The sequence below is a fragment of the Streptomyces broussonetiae genome, from assembly GCF_009796285.1.
Lineage (GTDB): Bacteria > Actinomycetota > Actinomycetes > Streptomycetales > Streptomycetaceae > Streptomyces > Streptomyces broussonetiae.
The window spans coordinates 2,540,652-2,558,271 of sequence record NZ_CP047020.1 but is presented as its reverse complement, the minus strand read 5'-3'; the positions used below and the strand labels follow the sequence as shown (position 1 = coordinate 2,558,271).

Annotated in this window: 15 protein-coding genes and 2 rRNA genes; 10 read left to right on the top strand and 7 right to left on the bottom strand. The window is 66.6% G+C overall.

What is annotated here, in order from left to right; genetic code table 11:
* Positions 1–3: 3 nt before the first annotated feature.
* The 3 genes from GQF42_RS11815 to GQF42_RS11805 all read right to left on the bottom strand — a co-directional run bounded on the left by GQF42_RS11815 (position 4) and on the right by GQF42_RS11805 (position 2,857).
* Positions 4–717: a transglycosylase SLT domain-containing protein gene (locus GQF42_RS11815; RefSeq protein ID WP_158919586.1), complete on the bottom strand. Its 714-nt coding sequence runs from the start codon at positions 715–717 to the stop codon at positions 4–6.
* Positions 718–1,016: 299 nt separating this feature from the next.
* Complete coding sequence (locus GQF42_RS11810; protein ID WP_158919585.1) at positions 1,017–2,165, bottom strand: S-adenosylmethionine:tRNA ribosyltransferase-isomerase; 1,149 nt, start codon at positions 2,163–2,165, stop codon at positions 1,017–1,019.
* Complete coding sequence (locus tag GQF42_RS11805; protein ID WP_158919584.1) at positions 2,162–2,857, bottom strand: SDR family NAD(P)-dependent oxidoreductase; 696 nt, start codon at positions 2,855–2,857, stop codon at positions 2,162–2,164. The genes GQF42_RS11810 and GQF42_RS11805 overlap by 4 nt, the downstream gene beginning before the upstream one ends.
* Positions 2,858–3,084: 227 nt before the next feature.
* Between GQF42_RS11805 and GQF42_RS11800 the strand changes: the two genes are divergently transcribed.
* The 4 genes from GQF42_RS11800 (at position 3,085) to GQF42_RS11785 (ending at position 5,733) form a co-directional block, all read left to right on the top strand.
* Positions 3,085–4,230: a GAF domain-containing sensor histidine kinase gene (locus tag GQF42_RS11800; protein WP_158919583.1), complete on the top strand. Its 1,146-nt coding sequence runs from the start codon at positions 3,085–3,087 to the stop codon at positions 4,228–4,230.
* Positions 4,223–4,864, top strand: a complete 642-nt coding sequence (locus GQF42_RS11795; RefSeq protein ID WP_158919582.1) for a response regulator — start codon at positions 4,223–4,225, stop codon at positions 4,862–4,864. The genes GQF42_RS11800 and GQF42_RS11795 overlap by 8 nt, the downstream gene beginning before the upstream one ends.
* Positions 4,865–5,046: 182 nt before the next feature.
* Positions 5,047–5,292 (top strand): chaplin, encoded by a 246-nt coding sequence (locus tag GQF42_RS11790; RefSeq protein ID WP_158919581.1) that lies wholly within the window; start codon positions 5,047–5,049, stop codon positions 5,290–5,292.
* Positions 5,293–5,493: 201 nt separating this feature from the next.
* The gene (locus GQF42_RS11785) at positions 5,494–5,733 is read left to right on the top strand and encodes a chaplin (RefSeq protein ID WP_158919580.1); all 240 of its coding nucleotides are present in this window, start codon (positions 5,494–5,496) and stop codon (positions 5,731–5,733) included.
* 48 nt (positions 5,734–5,781) lie between these two features.
* Here GQF42_RS11785 and GQF42_RS11780 read toward each other — a convergent pair whose 3' ends face one another.
* Positions 5,782–6,570, bottom strand: a complete 789-nt coding sequence (locus GQF42_RS11780; RefSeq protein WP_158919579.1) for a hypothetical protein — start codon at positions 6,568–6,570, stop codon at positions 5,782–5,784.
* A gap of 150 nt (positions 6,571–6,720) precedes the next feature.
* Here GQF42_RS11780 and GQF42_RS11775 point away from each other — a divergent pair, with 150 nt between their 5' ends.
* The 3 genes from GQF42_RS11775 (at position 6,721) to GQF42_RS11765 (ending at position 9,085) form a co-directional block, all read left to right on the top strand.
* Entirely contained in the window at positions 6,721–7,518 is a 798-nt protein-coding gene (locus GQF42_RS11775) for an ABC transporter ATP-binding protein (protein ID WP_158919578.1), read from the top strand.
* A 62-nt stretch (positions 7,519–7,580) separates the two neighbouring features.
* Complete coding sequence (locus GQF42_RS11770) at positions 7,581–8,012, top strand: NfeD family protein (protein ID WP_158919577.1); 432 nt, start codon at positions 7,581–7,583, stop codon at positions 8,010–8,012.
* 110 nt (positions 8,013–8,122) lie between these two features.
* Positions 8,123–9,085, top strand: coding sequence for an SPFH domain-containing protein (locus tag GQF42_RS11765; protein ID WP_158919576.1), 963 nt, complete (start codon positions 8,123–8,125; stop codon positions 9,083–9,085).
* Between the two features lie 82 nt (positions 9,086–9,167).
* Here GQF42_RS11765 and GQF42_RS11760 read toward each other — a convergent pair whose 3' ends face one another.
* The 3 genes from GQF42_RS11760 to GQF42_RS11750 all read right to left on the bottom strand — a co-directional run bounded on the left by GQF42_RS11760 (position 9,168) and on the right by GQF42_RS11750 (position 11,210).
* Positions 9,168–9,674 (bottom strand): HNH endonuclease, encoded by a 507-nt coding sequence (locus GQF42_RS11760; RefSeq protein WP_158919575.1) that lies wholly within the window; start codon positions 9,672–9,674, stop codon positions 9,168–9,170.
* 168 nt (positions 9,675–9,842) lie between these two features.
* The gene (locus tag GQF42_RS11755) at positions 9,843–10,382 is read right to left on the bottom strand and encodes a YbhB/YbcL family Raf kinase inhibitor-like protein (protein ID WP_158919574.1); all 540 of its coding nucleotides are present in this window, start codon (positions 10,380–10,382) and stop codon (positions 9,843–9,845) included.
* A 45-nt stretch (positions 10,383–10,427) separates the two neighbouring features.
* Positions 10,428–11,210: a sporulation protein gene (locus GQF42_RS11750; RefSeq protein WP_158919573.1), complete on the bottom strand. Its 783-nt coding sequence runs from the start codon at positions 11,208–11,210 to the stop codon at positions 10,428–10,430.
* 100 nt (positions 11,211–11,310) lie between these two features.
* On the opposite strand from GQF42_RS11750, the gene GQF42_RS11745 reads away from it, so the two are divergent.
* From GQF42_RS11745 to GQF42_RS11735, 3 genes are all read left to right on the top strand, one after another.
* Positions 11,311–11,961, top strand: a complete 651-nt coding sequence (locus GQF42_RS11745; protein WP_158919572.1) for a DNA-3-methyladenine glycosylase — start codon at positions 11,311–11,313, stop codon at positions 11,959–11,961.
* Positions 11,962–12,585: 624 nt separating this feature from the next.
* Positions 12,586–14,111 (top strand): 16S ribosomal RNA (locus GQF42_RS11740).
* 315 nt (positions 14,112–14,426) lie between these two features.
* A 23S ribosomal RNA gene (locus tag GQF42_RS11735) occupies positions 14,427–17,530 on the top strand.
* Together the 16S and 23S rRNA genes form the textbook arrangement of a ribosomal RNA operon.
* The last annotated feature ends 90 nt before the right edge of the window (positions 17,531–17,620 follow it).

Below are 17,620 nucleotides of genomic sequence, written 5' to 3'. Positions count from 1 at the left end.
GCCTCAGTACGCGCTGTTGACGTTGTCCATCGAGCCGTAGCGGTGCGCCGCGTAGTTGGCGGCGGCGGTGATGTTGGCGACCGGGTCGTAGATGTTCCACGACGTGCCGGCCACGTGGTAGGCGTTGAAGGTGGGCTGGATCACCTGCAGCAGGCCCTTGGACGGGATGCCGTTGATGGCGTTGATGTCCCAGTTGTTGATGGCCATCGGGTTGCCCGAGGACTCACGCATGATGTTGCGGTGCAGGCCGTAATAGGAGCCGGGGATGCCCTTGGCCCGCATGATGTCCAGGGACTCGCGGATCCAGCCGTCGAGGTTGTTCGCGTAGGTCTTGGTGGCGGCGACCGTCTCCATCTGCGGGCGCTCGGCGGAGCGGCTCGCGGCCTGGGCGGCGCGGTCCTGGGCGGCCTTCTTGGCGGCCTCGTCCGCGGTCTTCTTCGCGGCGGCCTCGTCGGCGGCCTTCTTCTGCGCGGCGATGGAGTCGAGCTTGACGTTGTCGGTGGCGAACTGGTCCGTGACCGTGCCCTTGACGTTCTTGAGCGCCGTGCTGTCGGCGACCTGGGCGGTCCTGGCCGGGGCACCCGTGGTGACGGTCTCGGCGTTGCCTGCCGAAACGGCCAGGGCGGCGGTGCCGAGGGCGCAGGCGCCGACGATGGCGATCTTGCCCTGCTTGGTCAGGGCGCGACTATGAAGTCGGGTGAGAACGTTCTTGGGCATGGCTGATGGACCTCTCGTGAGCGCGGAGGTCGCTCCTGCGTCCGCCGGGGGAATCGGCTCCTCCCGCACGAACGCCATGGGCCTCGGACCCACGGCGCTGAGCGACGAGAGCCATTCTTAGCGAGCGCAAAATGCCCAGGCAAAGGTGTGACGTACGATCCCGGGTAGTGGATCGGGGAAGGGCAAAACGGGACAGACTGGACCGTCTGCCCCGTTCGCGCCCAGGGGGTATATCTCCTATGTCCCTTCGTACGTGATGTGGACCCTATGCGCGGGCTCACATCGGGGGCGTAACAATCTCACCAGGAGTTGCCATCGCAATGCTCTGTGTGAGGCCGCTCCTCCGGAAGGATGAGATGCACGTCGCCGAACTCGTGCCACAGATAGAGCCCGCTGAGCGCCTCGTCGTAGGCACGGTCGACCGCGGCCCGCCCCGCGACCGCCTCCAGCATCAGCAGGTGCGAGGCCTCGGGCTCGTGCAGCCCGGTCAGCAGCCCGTCCACGACCCGCACCCCGCGCTCCGGCGTGACGACCAGATCCGTCCACCCCTGGGCCGCCCGCACCACCCCGTCCGGCCCGGCAGCCGCCTCCACTGCCCGCACGGCCGTGGTCCCGACGGCGATCACCCGTCCGCCCGCCCGGCTGCCGCCACCGCTCCTCCCTCCGAGCGCTGCGTGCGCTCCTTGATTTCCCCGGAGATCCCCCCGGACGGCATTGATCAGACGGGCCGAGGCCTCCGGCACCGCGAACCGCTCCGGGTACGGCGGCTCGTGCGCCTCCGCGGACGCCACCCCCGTGTGCAGCGTGACCGGCGCGAACTGCACCCCGCGCCGTACCAGCTCCGCCACCAGCGGCGCGGTGAACGGCCGTGCCGCACTCGGCATCTCCGCGCTGCCCTGCCCGTCCTGCGCCGGCAGCGCGAAGACCGTCTGGTACACCGACAGCGGCTGCTCCCGCTCCGTATAGGAGTAACGAATCGGCCGCCCATGCTCCCTCAGTACCTCTTCCACCTCCGCCCGGCCGGCCCGCGCCCACCACAACCGCTCCCCGCGCGCACTCAGGGGCTCCTCCAGTACCAGCCGCGCCCCGCCCGGCAGCGACACCTCTGTTCCCGCGTACCCGCCCGTACGCGCGCGCGTCGTGCCCCGTCCGTCCGGTTCCCGCAGCTCGACCGCCCACCGCTCGTCGTCGCCGCGCGTGGAGAAATGCACCACCACGCGCGCGTGCCCGATCCGCCCGTCCACCGCGGCGGCCCGTGTGGGCGAGGTGTTCACCACCAGCAGATCCCCGGCCCGCAGCAGCCCCGGCAGCTCACGGAACGCGTGATGCGTCACCTCCGTACCGTGCGAGAGCAGCAGCCGTACGGCATCCCGGTCCAGCCCCGGTCCCCGCTGCTCGACCGGTACCCGTGCGGCCTGCTCCCGCGGCACACGCGCGCGTGTCCTCATCGCTCCTCCAGCAGCTCCGCCGCCACATACCGCCCACCGGCCGGCCGCTCGTCCAGCAGCCGCAGGAACGCCGGTACGACAGCCGCCGGCGCCGGACGTGGGTCCCTGTCGTCGGGTACGGCCGCCGCGTACAGGCCGGTCGCCATGTCCCCGGGATCCACCGCCCACACCCGCAGGCCCGGCTCCTCCACGCCCAGCACCGCCATCAGCTGGTCCAGAGCCGCCTTCGAGGCGCCGTAGCCGCCCCATGTCCCGTACGCCTCGGCCGCCGCGTCCGAGCTGACCGCGACGACCGAGCCGGCCGGCGACTCGCGCAGCAGCGGCAGCGCCTCGCGGACCAGGCCCAGCGCGGCCACCACGTTCACCTCCAGCGCCCGTCGCAGCCCCTCCGGCGGCAGCTCTGCCAGTGGCACCAGCGGCTCGGCGCCCAGCGCGCTCGCGTTGCTCACCAGCAGATCGACACCGCCCAGCCCGCGCGCCGCCGCCACCAGGGCGGCCCGGTGCCCGGCGTCCGTGACATCCCCGGGCAGTGCCTCCACGCGCGTTCCGGGCCCGGCGACCGTCTCCGCGGCCTCCTCGAGCGCCTGTGCGCCCCGCGCGTCGAGCACCAGATCCCAGCCGCGCGCGGCCAGCGCCTCGGCGAGCGCCCGCCCCAGCCCCTTCGAGGCCCCCGTGATGATCGCTACCGGCATGACAACCGTCCCCTCGTCGCCGACCGCCCGGCCGGGCGGTGTCCACACCGTAGGAACGGCCCCGCCCGGGCCGCCTCCGGCGCGGGCCGCAACGGGCACGGTTCCTTCGGCGTACACCGCACGCCCCGGGCCGGGGGACCTAGACCACCGGCCCTAGGTCCAGCGGACCGGTCCGGGCCCCCACCGGTCCGATCCGCGTTGTCACACCCCGCCGGTACCGTGAGGACATGAGTCAAGGCCCCCGGTCCGGCCTCGCCGCGGTGAGTTCCGCGCTGCTGGCCATGAGCAGGCATCTGGAGGTGCGCGACGTCCTCAAGACGATCGTCGCCTCCGCCCGAGAGCTGCTCGACGCGCAGTACGCCGCCCTCGGCGTCCCCGACGACCACGGCGGCTTCGCCCAGTTCGTCGTCGACGGCGTCAGCGACGCCCAGTGGAAGGCCATCGGCCCGCTGCCCCGCCAGCACGGCATCCTCGCCGCGATGCTGCACGAGGCACGCCCCGAGCGCCTCGCCGACGTGCGCAGGGACCCCCGCTTCGAGGGCTGGCCGTCCGCCCACCCGGACCTGGTCGACTTCCTGGGCCTGCCCATCCGCGACGGCGACGAGGTCATCGGCGCGCTCTTCCTCGCCAACAAGAACTGCCCCAAGCCGGAAGGAGGTTGCGGCTTCACGGAGGAGGACCAGGAGCTGCTGTCCATCCTCGCCCAGCACGCGGCCATCGCCCTCACCAACGCCCGCCTCTACGAACGCAGCCGCGAACTGACCATCGCCGAGGAACGCTCCCGCCTCGCCCACGAACTGCACGACGCGGTCAGCCAGAAGTTGTTCTCGCTGCGCCTGACCGCGCAGGCCGCGGCCGCCCTGGTCGACCGCGACCCCGCGCGCGCGAAGGGCGAACTGCACCAGGTCGCCGCGCTGGCCGCCGAGGCCACCGACGAGCTGCGCGCCGCCGTCGTGGAGTTGCGCCCCGCCGCCCTCGACGAGGACGGCCTTCTCGCCACCCTGCGCACCCAGACCCAGGTCCTCGACCGCGCCCACACCGCGCGCGTGACCTTCACCAGCAACGGCTTCCGCGCCCTGCCGGCGGCGCAGGAGGAGGCTCTGCTCCGGGTCGCCCAGGAGGCTCTGCACAACGCGCTGCGCCACTCCGGTGCCGAGCACGTCGCGGTGAGCGTGGACCGGCGCGGTGGCGGAGCCGTGCTGCGCGTCAGCGACGACGGCGGCGGCTTCGACCCGCGCGCGGTCCGCCACGCCGGACGGCATCTGGGCCTGGTCTCGATGCGGGACCGGGCGAGCGGGGTCGGCGGCACGCTCACCGTGGAGTCGGTGCCCGGCAAGGGCACCACGATCGAGATGGAGGTCCCCGGTGGCTGACCCGATCAAGGTGCTGCTCGTCGACGACCACCAGGTCGTGCGCCGGGGCCTGCGCACCTTCCTGGAGGTGCAGGACGACATCGAGGTGGTCGGCGAGGCCGCCGACGGCGCCGAGGGCGTCGCCCGCGCCGAGGAACTGCGCCCGGACGTCGTCCTGATGGACATCAAGATGCCCGGTATGGACGGCATCGACGCCCTGCGCCGGCTGCGCGAACTCACCAATCCCGCGCGCGTGCTGATCGTCACCAGCTTCACCGAGCAGCGCACGGTCGTCCCGGCCCTGCGCGCGGGCGCCGCCGGGTACGTCTACAAGGACGTGGACCCCGACGCCCTCGCCGGGGCCATCCGCTCCGTGCACGCGGGCCACGTCCTGCTCCAGCCGGAGGTCGCCGACGCCCTGCTCTCCCAGGAGGAGGCCAACTCCGGCCAGGGCAGAGGCGGTTCGCTCACCGAGCGGGAGAGCGAGGTGCTCGGCCTGATCGCCGACGGCCGCTCCAACCGCGAGATAGCCCGCGCCCTCGTGCTGTCCGAGAAGACGGTCAAGACGCACGTCTCCAACATCCTGATGAAGCTCGACCTCGCCGACCGCACCCAGGCCGCGCTGTGGGCCGTACGCCACGGTGTGTCCGGCTGAAACGCCCGCCCCGACGTGCAGCATTGCCGTCACGCACGGCAACCCTGGGGGTCAGGCTCCGGACTGAGATTCATACCGTCGTGGGAATGTCACCCGGACGGCGCATCCTCCGGCGGCCTGCGCCGTTCTCCAGTGCGTGCCGCGGCGAACCGCCGTGGCGAACGCCTAGGAGGGGTTGGAAAGTGAAGAACCTGAAGAAGGCAGCGGCCGTGACGATCGCGGCCGGTGGCCTCGTGGCCGCCGGTGCGGGCCTGGCCTCCGCCCACACCGGGTCCCAGGCCGCCGGCGAGGCGACGGCTTCGCCGGGTGTCGTCTCGGGCAATGTCGCTCAGGTGCCGGTGCACATCCCGGTGAACGCGGTCGGCAACAGCGTGAGCGTCATCGGCGTGCTGAACCCGGTCTTCGGCAACCTCGGCGTCAACCAGTGACGTCCCGCCGATCGTGACCACAGGCCTCCCGGGCACACCGGGAGGCCTGTCAGTTTGTCGGCCGACTGCACCGATTGTCGGCCGACTGCACCGAACGGGCGCTCAAGGCCCCGCCGCCGTACCGCATCGCAGGCCTCCGGCGTTGATCAGCGCACGACCCACGGCCGGGTCGGAACAGCACACGCAGGAGGAACCCGTCCCATGAACATCGCCAAGAAGGCCGTTTTCGCCGTGACCGTCGCCGGTATCGCCGCGGGTGTGTCCGCCGGCGCCGCCGTCGCCGACTCCGCCGCCAAGGGCGTGGCCGAGAAGTCCCCGGGCGTCGCCTCCGGCAACGCCGTTCAGGTCCCGCTGCACGTGCCGGTGAACGTGGTCGGCGACAGCGCCAACCTGATCGGCCTGCTGAACCCGGCGTTCGGCAACAAGAGTGCGAACGGCTGACAACGGTTCGGGGCTCCTCGGGCACCATGCCCCAAGGAGCCCTTCGCGTCAGCGCGCTCCGCGCTCCCGCTCCTCCACGATGGAGTTGTACGCGGCCACCTGCGCCCGGCGAGCCGTGCGCTCGACGGGCCGCAGAGCCTCCGCCCGGGCCGCCATCTCGCTGGAGCTGACCGCACCCCCGTGCCCGTTGCCGTACGCCAGCGACACCAGCAGCGCGACCCGCTGCGCCAGCTCCAGAACCCGCGCCGCACGCGGCGGATACCCCGGGGCCAGCACCTCCCGCCCCAGCTCGGCCCGCGCCCGGTACGCGTCGATCGCCGCCTCCGCCACGGGACCGGACCCGGCGACATCCAGCTTCGACAGCACCACGGTCGCCTCTCGGAGTGCCTCCGCAAGCTCCCGCTCGGCCTCGCCCAGCGAGGGCACATCGGCCGGCGGTGCCTCCCGTACCGGCAGGACGTGCCAGACCACCTCGGCATGTACATCACCCTCGGGCCCGGCCTCGTACACCTCCGGCACCAGCCCGAGGGCGGCCCCGAAACAGACCACCGCCTCCTCGGCCTCCAGCGCCCGTGCGTTGAACTCGGGCGGGCCGCTCAGCCCCAGCGGATGGCCGGGCGTCGGCAGCGCCACCCGCAGCCCGGTCGCCCCCAGCGTGCGCAGCCGCCCCAGCGCCAGCGTGAGCCCGACCGGCGCGGACTCACCGGGCAGCCCCTCCACCCGGTGCACCGTGTCCTCGGCCACAATGGCGAGCACGGCGTCATCCGGAGAGACAAGTCCGGCCAAAAGGGCATTTCCCCAAGCGGCAAGGCGTCCTGAACGCGGTTCCGAGAGCATGCCCCCACCCTAAGGACCGGACCGATGGAATGGAGCGGCGCACGCGTGGCGTAGATTTCATGAGGGCCGCGCCCACCGGCACTGCGGCCCGAGCCACAGGCGTACGCGACAGCCGAGACCGGCCACACTGCAAGGGGAGACAACGCGCTCATGAGCGATGTTCTGGAGCTTCAGGACGTATCCGTGATCCGTGAGGGCCGGGCTCTGGTGGACCAGGTCTCCTGGTCGGTGAAGGAGGGCGAGCGCTGGGTCATCCTCGGCCCGAACGGCGCCGGCAAGACCACCCTCCTGAACGTCGCCTCCAGCTACCTCTTCCCCAGCCACGGCACCGCCAGCATCCTCGGCGAGACCCTCGGCAAGCCCGGTACCGACGTCTTCGAGCTGCGCCCCCGCATCGGCGTGGCCGGCATCGCCCTCGCCGAGAAGCTCCCCAAGCGCCAGACGGTCCTGCAGACGGTCCTCACCGCCGCCTACGGCATGACCGCCGGCTGGCACGAGGAGTACGACGAGGTCGACGAGCAGCGCGCCCGCGCCTTCCTCGACCGCCTCGGCATGAGCGACTACCTCGAGAGGAAGTTCGGCACCCTCTCCGAGGGCGAGCGCAAGCGCACCCTCATCGCCCGCGCCCTGATGACCGACCCCGAGCTGCTCCTGCTCGACGAGCCCGCCGCCGGCCTCGACCTCGGTGGCCGCGAGGACCTGGTCCGCCGCCTCGGCCGGCTCGCCCGCGACCCCATCGCCCCCTCGATGATCATGGTGACGCACCACGTCGAGGAGATCGCCCCCGGCTTCACCCACGTCCTGATGATCCGCCAGGGCAAGGTCCTGGCCGCCGGCCCGGTCGAGCTGGAACTGACCTCGCGCAACCTCTCCCTCTGCTTCGGCCTCCCGCTCGTCGTCGAGCAGGTCGGCGACCGCTGGACGGCCCAGGGCCTGCCCCTGTCCTGAGACCCTGCGCCCTCCTCCTTCGCGCCCTGTCCGCCACCCGGCCCCGGCCCTACCATGACCGTGTGAACGACATCGACGCATGGGTGTGGTGGCTCGTCGGCGCGGCGGCACTCGGAATACCGCTCGTCGTCACCGCGATGCCGGAGTTCGGCATGCTCGCGGTGGGCGCCGTCGCGGCCGCGGTCGTCGCGGGCCTCGGCCTCGGCGCCGTGATCCAGGTCCTCGCGTTCGTCGTCGTCTCCGTCGCGCTCATCGCCGTCGTCCGGCCCATCGCGGCCCGCCACACCAGACAGCGCCCCCAACTCGCCACCGGCATCGACGCGTTGAAGGGCAAGCAGGCCGTCGTACTGGAACGGGTCGACGGCGCCGGCGGCCGCATCAAGCTCGCCGGGGAGGTCTGGTCGGCCCGCGCCCTGGACACCGGCCGCGCCTACGAAATCGGCCAGGAGGTAGACGTCGTGGAGATCGAGGGGGCCACCGCGATCGTCATCTGAGCCATCCGACCGGCGAGTTGGGCGCGAGTCTGTCAGACTCGACCAGCAAGATCTTCAACAGCCACAGGTTCTGCCCAAGAGGCGAGGCAGAGAGGGGTACGGGGAACACGATGGAACCGGTCATCATCGTCCTGGTCATTCTGGTGGTGTTGGTCTTCATCGCCCTGATCAAGACCATCCAGGTCATCCCACAGGCCAGCGCGGCCATCGTCGAGCGCTTCGGCCGCTACACGCGGACTCTGAACGCGGGCCTCAACATCGTGGTCCCGTTCATCGACACCATCCGCAACCGCATCGACCTGCGTGAACAGGTCGTACCGTTCCCGCCCCAGCCGGTGATCACCCAGGACAACCTGGTCGTCAACATCGACACGGTCATCTACTACCAGGTGACGGACGCCCGCGCCGCCACCTATGAAGTCGCCAGCTACATCCAGGCGATCGAGCAGCTGACCGTCACCACGCTCCGCAACATCATCGGCGGCATGGACCTCGAGCGCACCCTCACCTCCCGCGAGGAGATCAACGCGGCCCTGCGCGGCGTCCTCGACGAGGCCACCGGCAAGTGGGGCATCCGCGTCAACCGCGTCGAGCTGAAGGCCATCGAGCCCCCGACCTCCATCCAGGACTCGATGGAGAAGCAGATGCGCGCCGACCGCGACAAGCGCGCCGCGATCCTCACCGCCGAAGGTACGCGCCAGGCCGCCATCCTCACCGCCGAGGGCGAGAAGCAGTCCCAGATTCTGCGCGCCGAGGGCGAGGCCAAGGCCGCCGCGCTGCGCGCCGAGGGCGAGGCCCAGGCCGTCCGTACGGTCTTCGAGGCCATCCACGCCGGAGACCCGGACCAGAAGCTCCTGTCCTACCAGTACCTCCAGATGCTCCCGAAGATCGCCGAGGGCGACGCCAACAAGCTCTGGATCGTGCCCAGCGAGATCGGCGACGCCCTCAAGGGCCTCTCCGGCGCGATGGGTAACTTCGGCTCCCTGGGCGGCGGCTCGGGCAACGGCGGCGGCAGCTCGATCCCGCCCCAGAACAGCGGCGCGGAGCGCAGGGAGAAGCCGAGCATCGACTAGGGGAGCGCCCCGCAGCGGCGCGGGCAACTACGCGCAACCCGGAACGACGGGATGCCGCCGAGCGAGCCGACTCGGCAGACGCTCAGGCGGCTTCCCGGGCCAACCACCCGGGAAGCGCAGCGAAGTCCTCGGCCCCCAGCGCGAGCAACATCGCATCGGCCGGCGTCGGCTCGAAGGGCTGCCGAAGAAGTTCCATCCCGGCCTGCTGCGGAGTCCGGTCGGCCTTCCTGTGGTTGTCCTCCGCACACGCGGCGACGGTATTCAGCCAGGTGTCCTGCCCGCCCTGCGCCCGCGGCAGCACATGGTCCACTGTCGTGGCCCTGCGCCCGCAGTACGCGCACCGGTGCCGGTCCCGGACCAGCACCCCCCGCCTCGACCACGGCGCTTGTCTTCGGAACGGCACCCGTACGTACCTGCACAGTCTGATCACCCGTGGCGCCGGTATGTCCACATCGGCACCCCTCATGCGCAGTTCGGGATGGGCCTGCTCGACGACGGCCTTGTCCTGCAACACCAGAACCACGGCTCGGTTCAAGGTCACCGTCGACAGCGGCTCGAAGCTCGCGTTCAGTACCAGAGTGTCCCGCATCCAGCCCACCTCCCGTGTGCACCTGCCCACCGCCCGGCGGGCTCGGATCAACTCTGGACGGGCGCGCCGAGATGGACAACGCAATAAAAAATGCCCGCCTCCGATCACTTCCAAGACCGGAGACGGGCAAACGTTCAATGAACGCTCGGCTGAATCGTGGCGCTGCGCTCAGCCCTTCGCGGGATTCTCGTACTCACCGATGAGCTGGGCACGCGCAATGGCGTGGAACCGCAGATTGAAACCGACGACTGCGGGCGAGACGTCGGCATCCGGACCGAGCTTCTCCTGGTCGACCGCGTACACCGTGAAGACGTACCGGTGCGGCCCGTCCCCGGGCGGCGGCGCGGCACCACCGAAGTCCTTCGAGCCGTAGTCGTTGCGCACCTGCACGGCGCCCTCGGGCAGCCCCTCGAACTTGCCGCTGCCCGCACCCGCAGGCAGCTCCGTCACCGAGGCCGGGATGTCGAACAGAACCCAGTGCCAGAACCCGCTGCCCGTCGGCGCGTCCGGGTCGTAGCAGGTCACGGCGAAGCTCTTGGTCTGAGGCGGGAAGCCCTCCCAGCGCAGCTGCGGCGAGGTGTTGCCCTCCGCGTAGACCTGAGCGTCCTTGAGCGTCGCACCCTCCTCGATGTCCGTGCTCGTCACCGTGAACGACGGCACGGGCGGATGGAAATCATGGGGGAGCGGCCGCCGCTTGAGCTCGGTCACCTCGGTACCTCCTGATCGATGATCTGGAATCAGCAGTTCCCGAGCCTAGAACCAGTTGCGCTTGCTGCCGACCTCGGACAGCCACTGGTTCAGATAAGCCGCCCAGTCGGTCCCCTGCCAGTCGTGCTGCCCGACCTGGAAGGACCTGAAGGTGTCCGAACCCTCGCTGAACAGACCCGGCTTCTTGTCCATCTCCAGTACGACGTCCATCGCGTGTGCGTCGGCCACGAAGCTCAGCTCGACCTGGTTCAGACCCCGGTACTGCGACGGCGGGTAGAACTCGATCTCCTGGTAGAAGGGGAGCGTCTGCCGCGTGCCCCGGATGTGGCCGCGCTCCATGTCCGCGTTCTTGAAGCGGAAGCCCAGCTGGATGAAGGCGTCCAGGATGGCCTTCTGCGCCGGCAGCGGATGCACGTTGATCGGGTCCAGGTCGCCGGAGTCCACGGCCCGCGCGATCGCCAGCTCGGTCGTCACCCCGATGTGCATCCCGCGCAGCGCCTGCCCGTCGATCATCGTGACCGGCGTCTCCCAGGGGATCTCGAGCCCGAACGGCACCGCGTGCACCGCGCCTGCCTGCAGCTCGAAGGCTCCACCGAGCCGCACCTTGGTGAACTCGATGTCCTGCTTGTACTCCTGGTCGCCGCTCTCCACCTCGACCTTGGCCTGCAGACCGACGGACAGCCCCTCGACGTCCTGGTTCACGGACCCGCCCTGGATCCGCACCTCACCCTGGACGACACCGCCCGGCACCACATTCACCTCGGTCAGCACCGTCTCGACGGAGGCACCACCGGCCCCGAGGCTCGCGAGCAGCTTCTTGAACGCCATTGACTCTCCCTTTACGAAGGACCCTCGACCCCTACAAACGCGATCCGCCGGCGACCGGTTCCGCAGGCGCGGTGCCCCGCCTGCACTACCCTCGGACGGCATGATCGCGTCCCCGGACCGTATGCCACTGCCCAGAGAGTTCTTCGACCGCCCGGTCCTGGAGGTGGCACCGGACCTCCTCGGTCGCATCCTGGTCCGCACGACTCCCGAGGGCCCGATCGCCGTACGCCTCACCGAGGTCGAGGCGTACGACGGCCCGAACGACCCCGGCTCCCACGCCTACCGCGGGCGCACCGCCCGCAACGAGGTGATGTTCGGCCCGCCCGGGTACGTGTACGTGTACTTCACCTACGGCATGTGGCACTGCATGAACCTCGTCTGCGGCCCCGAGGGCCGCGCGTCCGCGGTCCTGCTCCGCGCCGGCGAGGTCATCGAGGGCGTGGACCTCGCCCGCAAACGTCGACTTTCGGCCCGCAACAACAAGGAACTGGCCAAAGGGCCGGCCCGCCTGGCCACGGCTCTCGAGGTCGACCGCTCCCTGAACGGCACGGACGCGTGCACCTCCGGCGACACCCCCCTGCGGATGGTCACCGGCATGCAGATCCCCTCCCACCAGGTGCGGAGCGGACCCCGCACCGGAGTCGCCGGCGAAGGCGGCGACGGCGAGATCCATCCGTGGCGCTACTGGGTCGCGGACGACCCGACGGTGAGCCCCTATCGGGCTCATGTGCCCAGGCGCCCCCGAAGTTGACGCGTCCTTGGAGAGTGCGTAACGTATCCCGAGCCGCTGAACCGGGTACGGCAATCGCCAGCAGCCGGAGCGGCCACCCCACTACCTAGCTACAACCCCTCGACGGGGTCGACTTCGGCGCGCCCGCGTGCCCGGAATTCGATTCACGAGACTCGATTATGAGTCGCCGAGAGGATGGGCTAACGTAGTGAATGTCGAAAGGCCGACAGGCGAAAGCCCAAAAGCCCCGAGACGCCCCGCCGACCGGGAATCGGACGCCGAAAGGATCTGATAGAGTCGGAACCGCCGGAAAGGGAAACGCCAAGCGAAAGCGAGGCGGGAACCTGGAAAGCACCGAGGAAATCGGGTCGAGAAAAGATCTGATAGAGTCGGAAACACCGAAGGGAAGCCCGGAGGAAAGCCCGAGAGGGTGAGTACAAAGGAAGCGACCGTTCCTTGAGAACTCAACAGCGTGCCAAAAGTCAACGCCAGATATGTTGATACCCCGTCCGTCGGAACATTCCGATGGTCGAGGTTCCTTTGAAAAAACACAGCGAGGACGCTGTGAACCATCGGATTATTCCTCCGGTGGTTCCGCTCTCGTGGTGTTGCACCGGCTGAATTAATTTTCCGGCCGAGTAAACATTCACGGAGAGTTTGATCCTGGCTCAGGACGAACGCTGGCGGCGTGCTTAACACATGCAAGTCGAACGATGAAGCCCTTCGGGGTGGATTAGTGGCGAACGGGTGAGTAACACGTGGGCAATCTGCCCTTCACTCTGGGACAAGCCCTGGAAACGGGGTCTAATACCGGATACGAGCCTCCAAGGCATCTTGGAGGTTGGAAAGCTCCGGCGGTGAAGGATGAGCCCGCGGCCTATCAGCTTGTTGGTGAGGTAATGGCTCACCAAGGCGACGACGGGTAGCCGGCCTGAGAGGGCGACCGGCCACACTGGGACTGAGACACGGCCCAGACTCCTACGGGAGGCAGCAGTGGGGAATATTGCACAATGGGCGAAAGCCTGATGCAGCGACGCCGCGTGAGGGATGACGGCCTTCGGGTTGTAAACCTCTTTCAGCAGGGAAGAAGCGAGAGTGACGGTACCTGCAGAAGAAGCGCCGGCTAACTACGTGCCAGCAGCCGCGGTAATACGTAGGGCGCAAGCGTTGTCCGGAATTATTGGGCGTAAAGAGCTCGTAGGCGGCTTGTCACGTCGATTGTGAAAGCTCGGGGCTTAACCCCGAGTCTGCAGTCGATACGGGCTAGCTAGAGTGTGGTAGGGGAGATCGGAATTCCTGGTGTAGCGGTGAAATGCGCAGATATCAGGAGGAACACCGGTGGCGAAGGCGGATCTCTGGGCCATTACTGACGCTGAGGAGCGAAAGCGTGGGGAGCGAACAGGATTAGATACCCTGGTAGTCCACGCCGTAAACGGTGGGAACTAGGTGTTGGCGACATTCCACGTCGTCGGTGCCGCAGCTAACGCATTAAGTTCCCCGCCTGGGGAGTACGGCCGCAAGGCTAAAACTCAAAGGAATTGACGGGGGCCCGCACAAGCGGCGGAGCATGTGGCTTAATTCGACGCAACGCGAAGAACCTTACCAAGGCTTGACATACACCGGAAAGCATTAGAGATAGTGCCCCCCTTGTGGTCGGTGTACAGGTGGTGCATGGCTGTCGTCAGCTCGTGTCGTGAGATGTTGGGTTAAGTCCCGCAACGAGCGCAACCCTTGTTCTGTGTTGCCAGCATGCCCTTCGGGGTGATGGGGACTCACAGGAGACCGCCGGGGTCAACTCGGAGGAAGGTGGGGACGACGTCAAGTCATCATGCCCCTTATGTCTTGGGCTGCACACGTGCTACAATGGCCGGTACAATGAGCTGCGATACCGTGAGGTGGAGCGAATCTCAAAAAGCCGGTCTCAGTTCGGATTGGGGTCTGCAACTCGACCCCATGAAGTCGGAGTCGCTAGTAATCGCAGATCAGCATTGCTGCGGTGAATACGTTCCCGGGCCTTGTACACACCGCCCGTCACGTCACGAAAGTCGGTAACACCCGAAGCCGGTGGCCCAACCCCTTGTGGGAGGGAGCTGTCGAAGGTGGGACTGGCGATTGGGACGAAGTCGTAACAAGGTAGCCGTACCGGAAGGTGCGGCTGGATCACCTCCTTTCTAAGGAGCACTTCTTACCAACTCCGGTTGGTCAGAGGCCAGTACATCGGCGGATGTCCGATGCTGGTTGCTCATGGGTGGAACGTTGACTATTCGGTCCAGACCTCGGGTCGGGGGCTGCTAGTACTGCTCGTCAGAGCGTGGAACGCATGATCTCCGGACGGGAGTGGGCCGGGCACGCTGTTGGGTGTCTGAGGGCACGGCCGTATGGTCTGTCTCTCGGTCGCCGGCCCCAGTGAACTCACCGGTTTGTCTGGTGGGGTGATGGGTGGCTGGTCGTTGTTTGAGAACTGCACAGTGGACGCGAGCATCTGTGGCCAAGTTTTTAAGGGCGCACGGTGGATGCCTTGGCACCAGGAACCGATGAAGGACGTGGGAGGCCACGATAGTCCCCGGGGAGTCGTCAACCAGGCTTTGATCCGGGGGTTTCCGAATGGGGAAACCCGGCAGTCGTCATGGGCTGTCACCCGCTGCTGAACACATAGGCAGTGTGGAGGGAACGAGGGGAAGTGAAACATCTCAGTACCCTCAGGAAGAGAAAACAACCGTGATTCCGGGAGTAGTGGCGAGCGAAACCGGATGAGGCCAAACCGTATGCGTGTGAGACCCGGCAGGGGTTGCGTATACGGGGTTGTGGGATCTCTCTTCTGTTGTCTGCCGGCGACAGGACGAGTCAGAAACCGTTGATGTAGGCGAAGGACATGCGAAAGGTCCGGCGTAGAGGGTAAGACCCCCGTAGTCGAAACATCAGCGGCTCGTTTGAGAGACACCCAAGTAGCACGGGGCCCGAGAAATCCCGTGTGAATCTGGCGGGACCACCCGCTAAGCCTAAATATTCCCTGGTGACCGATAGCGGATAGTACCGTGAGGGAATGGTGAAAAGTACCCCGGGAGGGGAGTGAAATAGTACCTGAAACCGTGTGCCTACAAGCCGTGGGAGCACTTTGGTGTGACTGCGTGCCTTTTGAAGAATGAGCCTGCGAGTTTGCGGTGTGTTGCGAGGTTAACCCGTGTGGGGAAGCCGTAGCGAAAGCGAGTCCGAATAGGGCGTTGGAGTAGCACGCTCAAGACCCGAAGCGGAGTGATCTAGCCATGGGCAGGTTGAAGCGGAGGTAAGACTTCGTGGAGGACCGAACCCACCAGGGTTGAAAACCTGGGGGATGACCTGTGGTTAGGGGTGAAAGGCCAATCAAACTCCGTGATAGCTGGTTCTCCCCGAAATGCATTTAGGTGCAGCGTCGTGTGTTTCTTGCCGGAGGTAGAGCACTGGATAGGCGATGGGCCCTACCGGGTTACTGACCTTAGCCAAACTCCGAATGCCGGTAAGTGAGAGCGCGGCAGTGAGACTGTGGGGGATAAGCTCCATGGTCGAGAGGGAAACAGCCCAGAGCATCGACTAAGGCCCCTAAGCGTACGCTAAGTGGGAAAGGATGTGGAGTCGCACAGACAACCAGGAGGTTGGCTTAGAAGCAGCCACCCTTGAAAGAGTGCGTAATAGCTCACTGGTCTAGTGATTCCGCGCCGACAATGTAGCGGGGCTCAAGCGTACCGCCGAAGTCGTGTCATTGACATATATAGCCCCAACGGGTGTGTTGATGGGTAGGGGAGCGTCGTCTGCCGGGTGAAGCGGCACTGGAAGGTAGTCGTGGACGGTTGACGAGTGAGAATGCAGGCATGAGTAGCGATTCACACGTGAGAAACGTGTGCGCCGATTGACTAAGGGTTCCTGGGTCAAGCTGATCTGCCCAGGGTAAGTCGGGACCTAAGGCGAGGCCGACAGGCGTAGTCGATGGATAACCGGTTGATATTCCGGTACCCGCTGTGAAGCGTCAAACATCGAGCATCGTGATGCTAAGGCCGTGAAGCCGCCCTGATCTCTTCGGAGTTGAGGGGAGTGGTGGAGCCGCCGGACCAAGCGGTTAGTAGGTGAGTGATGGGGTGACGCAGGAAGGTAGTCCATCCCGGGCGGTGGTTGTCCCGGGGTAAGGGTGTAGGCCGGTGTGTAGGCAAATCCGCACACCTTGTGGCTGAGACCTGATGCCGAGCCGATTGTGGTGAAGTGGATGATCCTATGCTGTCGAGAAAAGCCTCTAGCGAGTTTCATGGCGGCCCGTACCCTAAACCGACTCAGGTGGTCAGGTAGAGAATACCGAGGCGTTCGGGTGAACTATGGTTAAGGAACTCGGCAAAATGCCCCCGTAACTTCGGGAGAAGGGGGGCCACGCCTGGTGAGAACACTTGCTGTTCGAGCTGGGGGTGGCCGCAGAGACCAGCGAGAAGCGACTGTTTACTAAAAACACAGGTCCGTGCGAAGCCGTAAGGCGATGTATACGGACTGACGCCTGCCCGGTGCTGGAACGTTAAGGGGACCGGTTAGCTTGGATTCGTCCAGGCGAAGCTGAGAACTTAAGCGCCAGTAAACGGCGGTGGTAACTATAACCATCCTAAGGTAGCGAAATTCCTTGTCGGGTAAGTTCCGACCTGCACGAATGGCGTAACGACTTCTCGACTGTCTCAACCATAGGCCCGGTGAAATTGCACTACGAGTAAAGATGCTCGTTTCGCGCAGCAGGACGGAAAGACCCCGGGACCTTTACTACAGTTTGATATTGGTGTTCGGTTCGGCTTGTGTAGGATAGCTGGGAGACTTTGAAGCAGGCACGCCAGTGTTTGTGGAGTCGTCGTTGAAATACCAGTCTGGTCGTGCTGGATGTCTAACCTGGGTCCGTGATCCGGATCAGGGACAGTGTCTGATGGGTAGTTTAACTGGGGCGGTTGCCTCCTAAAGAGTAACGGAGGCGCCCAAAGGTTCCCTCAGCCTGGTTGGCAATCAGGTGTTGAGTGTAAGTGCACAAGGGAGCTTGACTGTGAGACCGACGGGTCGAGCAGGGACGAAAGTCGGGACTAGTGATCCGGCGGTGGCTTGTGGAAGCGCCGTCGCTCAACGGATAAAAGGTACCCCGGGGATAACAGGCTGATCTTCCCCAAGAGTCCATATCGACGGGATGGTTTGGCACCTCGATGTCGGCTCGTCGCATCCTGGGGCTGGAGTCGGTCCCAAGGGTTGGGCTGTTCGCCCATTAAAGCGGTACGCGAGCTGGGTTTAGAACGTCGTGAGACAGTTCGGTCCCTATCCGCTGTGCGCGTAGGAGTCTTGAGAAGGGCTGTCCCTAGTACGAGAGGACCGGGACGGACGAACCTCTGGTGTGCCAGTTGTTCTGCCAAGGGCATGGCTGGTTGGCTACGTTCGGGAGGGATAACCGCTGAAAGCATCTAAGCGGGAAGCCTGCTTCGAGATGAGGACTCCCACCCACTTGATGGGGTAAGGCTCCCAGTAGACGACTGGGTTGATAGGCCGGATCTGGAAGCCAGGTAACTGGTGGAGGTGACCGGTACTAATAGGCCGAGGGCTTGTCCTCAGTTGCTCGCGTCCACTGTGTTAGTTCTGAGGCAACGACCGTTGCCGGCTTTGAGCAGAACGCATAACAGAACAGTGTGCTTGTTCGCTC

Excerpts from the sequence above, each read along its gene's own strand:
- GQF42_RS11800 (WP_158919583.1), top strand. The coding sequence starts at position 3,085 with ATGAGTCAAGGCCCCCGGTCCGGCCTCGCCGCGGTGAGTTCCGCGCTG.
- GQF42_RS11765 (WP_158919576.1), top strand. The coding sequence starts at position 8,123 with ATGGAACCGGTCATCATCGTCCTGGTCATTCTGGTGGTGTTGGTCTTC.
- GQF42_RS11780 (WP_158919579.1), bottom strand. The coding sequence starts at position 6,570 with ATGCTCTCGGAACCGCGTTCAGGACGCCTTGCCGCTTGGGGAAATGCC.
- GQF42_RS11805 (WP_158919584.1), bottom strand. The coding sequence starts at position 2,857 with ATGCCGGTAGCGATCATCACGGGGGCCTCGAAGGGGCTGGGGCGGGCG.
- GQF42_RS11745 (WP_158919572.1), top strand. The coding sequence starts at position 11,311 with ATGATCGCGTCCCCGGACCGTATGCCACTGCCCAGAGAGTTCTTCGAC.
- GQF42_RS11815 (WP_158919586.1), bottom strand. The coding sequence starts at position 717 with ATGCCCAAGAACGTTCTCACCCGACTTCATAGTCGCGCCCTGACCAAG.
- GQF42_RS11750 (WP_158919573.1), bottom strand. The coding sequence starts at position 11,210 with ATGGCGTTCAAGAAGCTGCTCGCGAGCCTCGGGGCCGGTGGTGCCTCC.
- GQF42_RS11760 (WP_158919575.1), bottom strand. The coding sequence starts at position 9,674 with ATGCGGGACACTCTGGTACTGAACGCGAGCTTCGAGCCGCTGTCGACG.
- GQF42_RS11810 (WP_158919585.1), bottom strand. The coding sequence starts at position 2,165 with ATGAGGACACGCGCGCGTGTGCCGCGGGAGCAGGCCGCACGGGTACCG.
- GQF42_RS11785 (WP_158919580.1), top strand. The coding sequence starts at position 5,494 with ATGAACATCGCCAAGAAGGCCGTTTTCGCCGTGACCGTCGCCGGTATC.
- GQF42_RS11775 (WP_158919578.1), top strand. The coding sequence starts at position 6,721 with ATGAGCGATGTTCTGGAGCTTCAGGACGTATCCGTGATCCGTGAGGGC.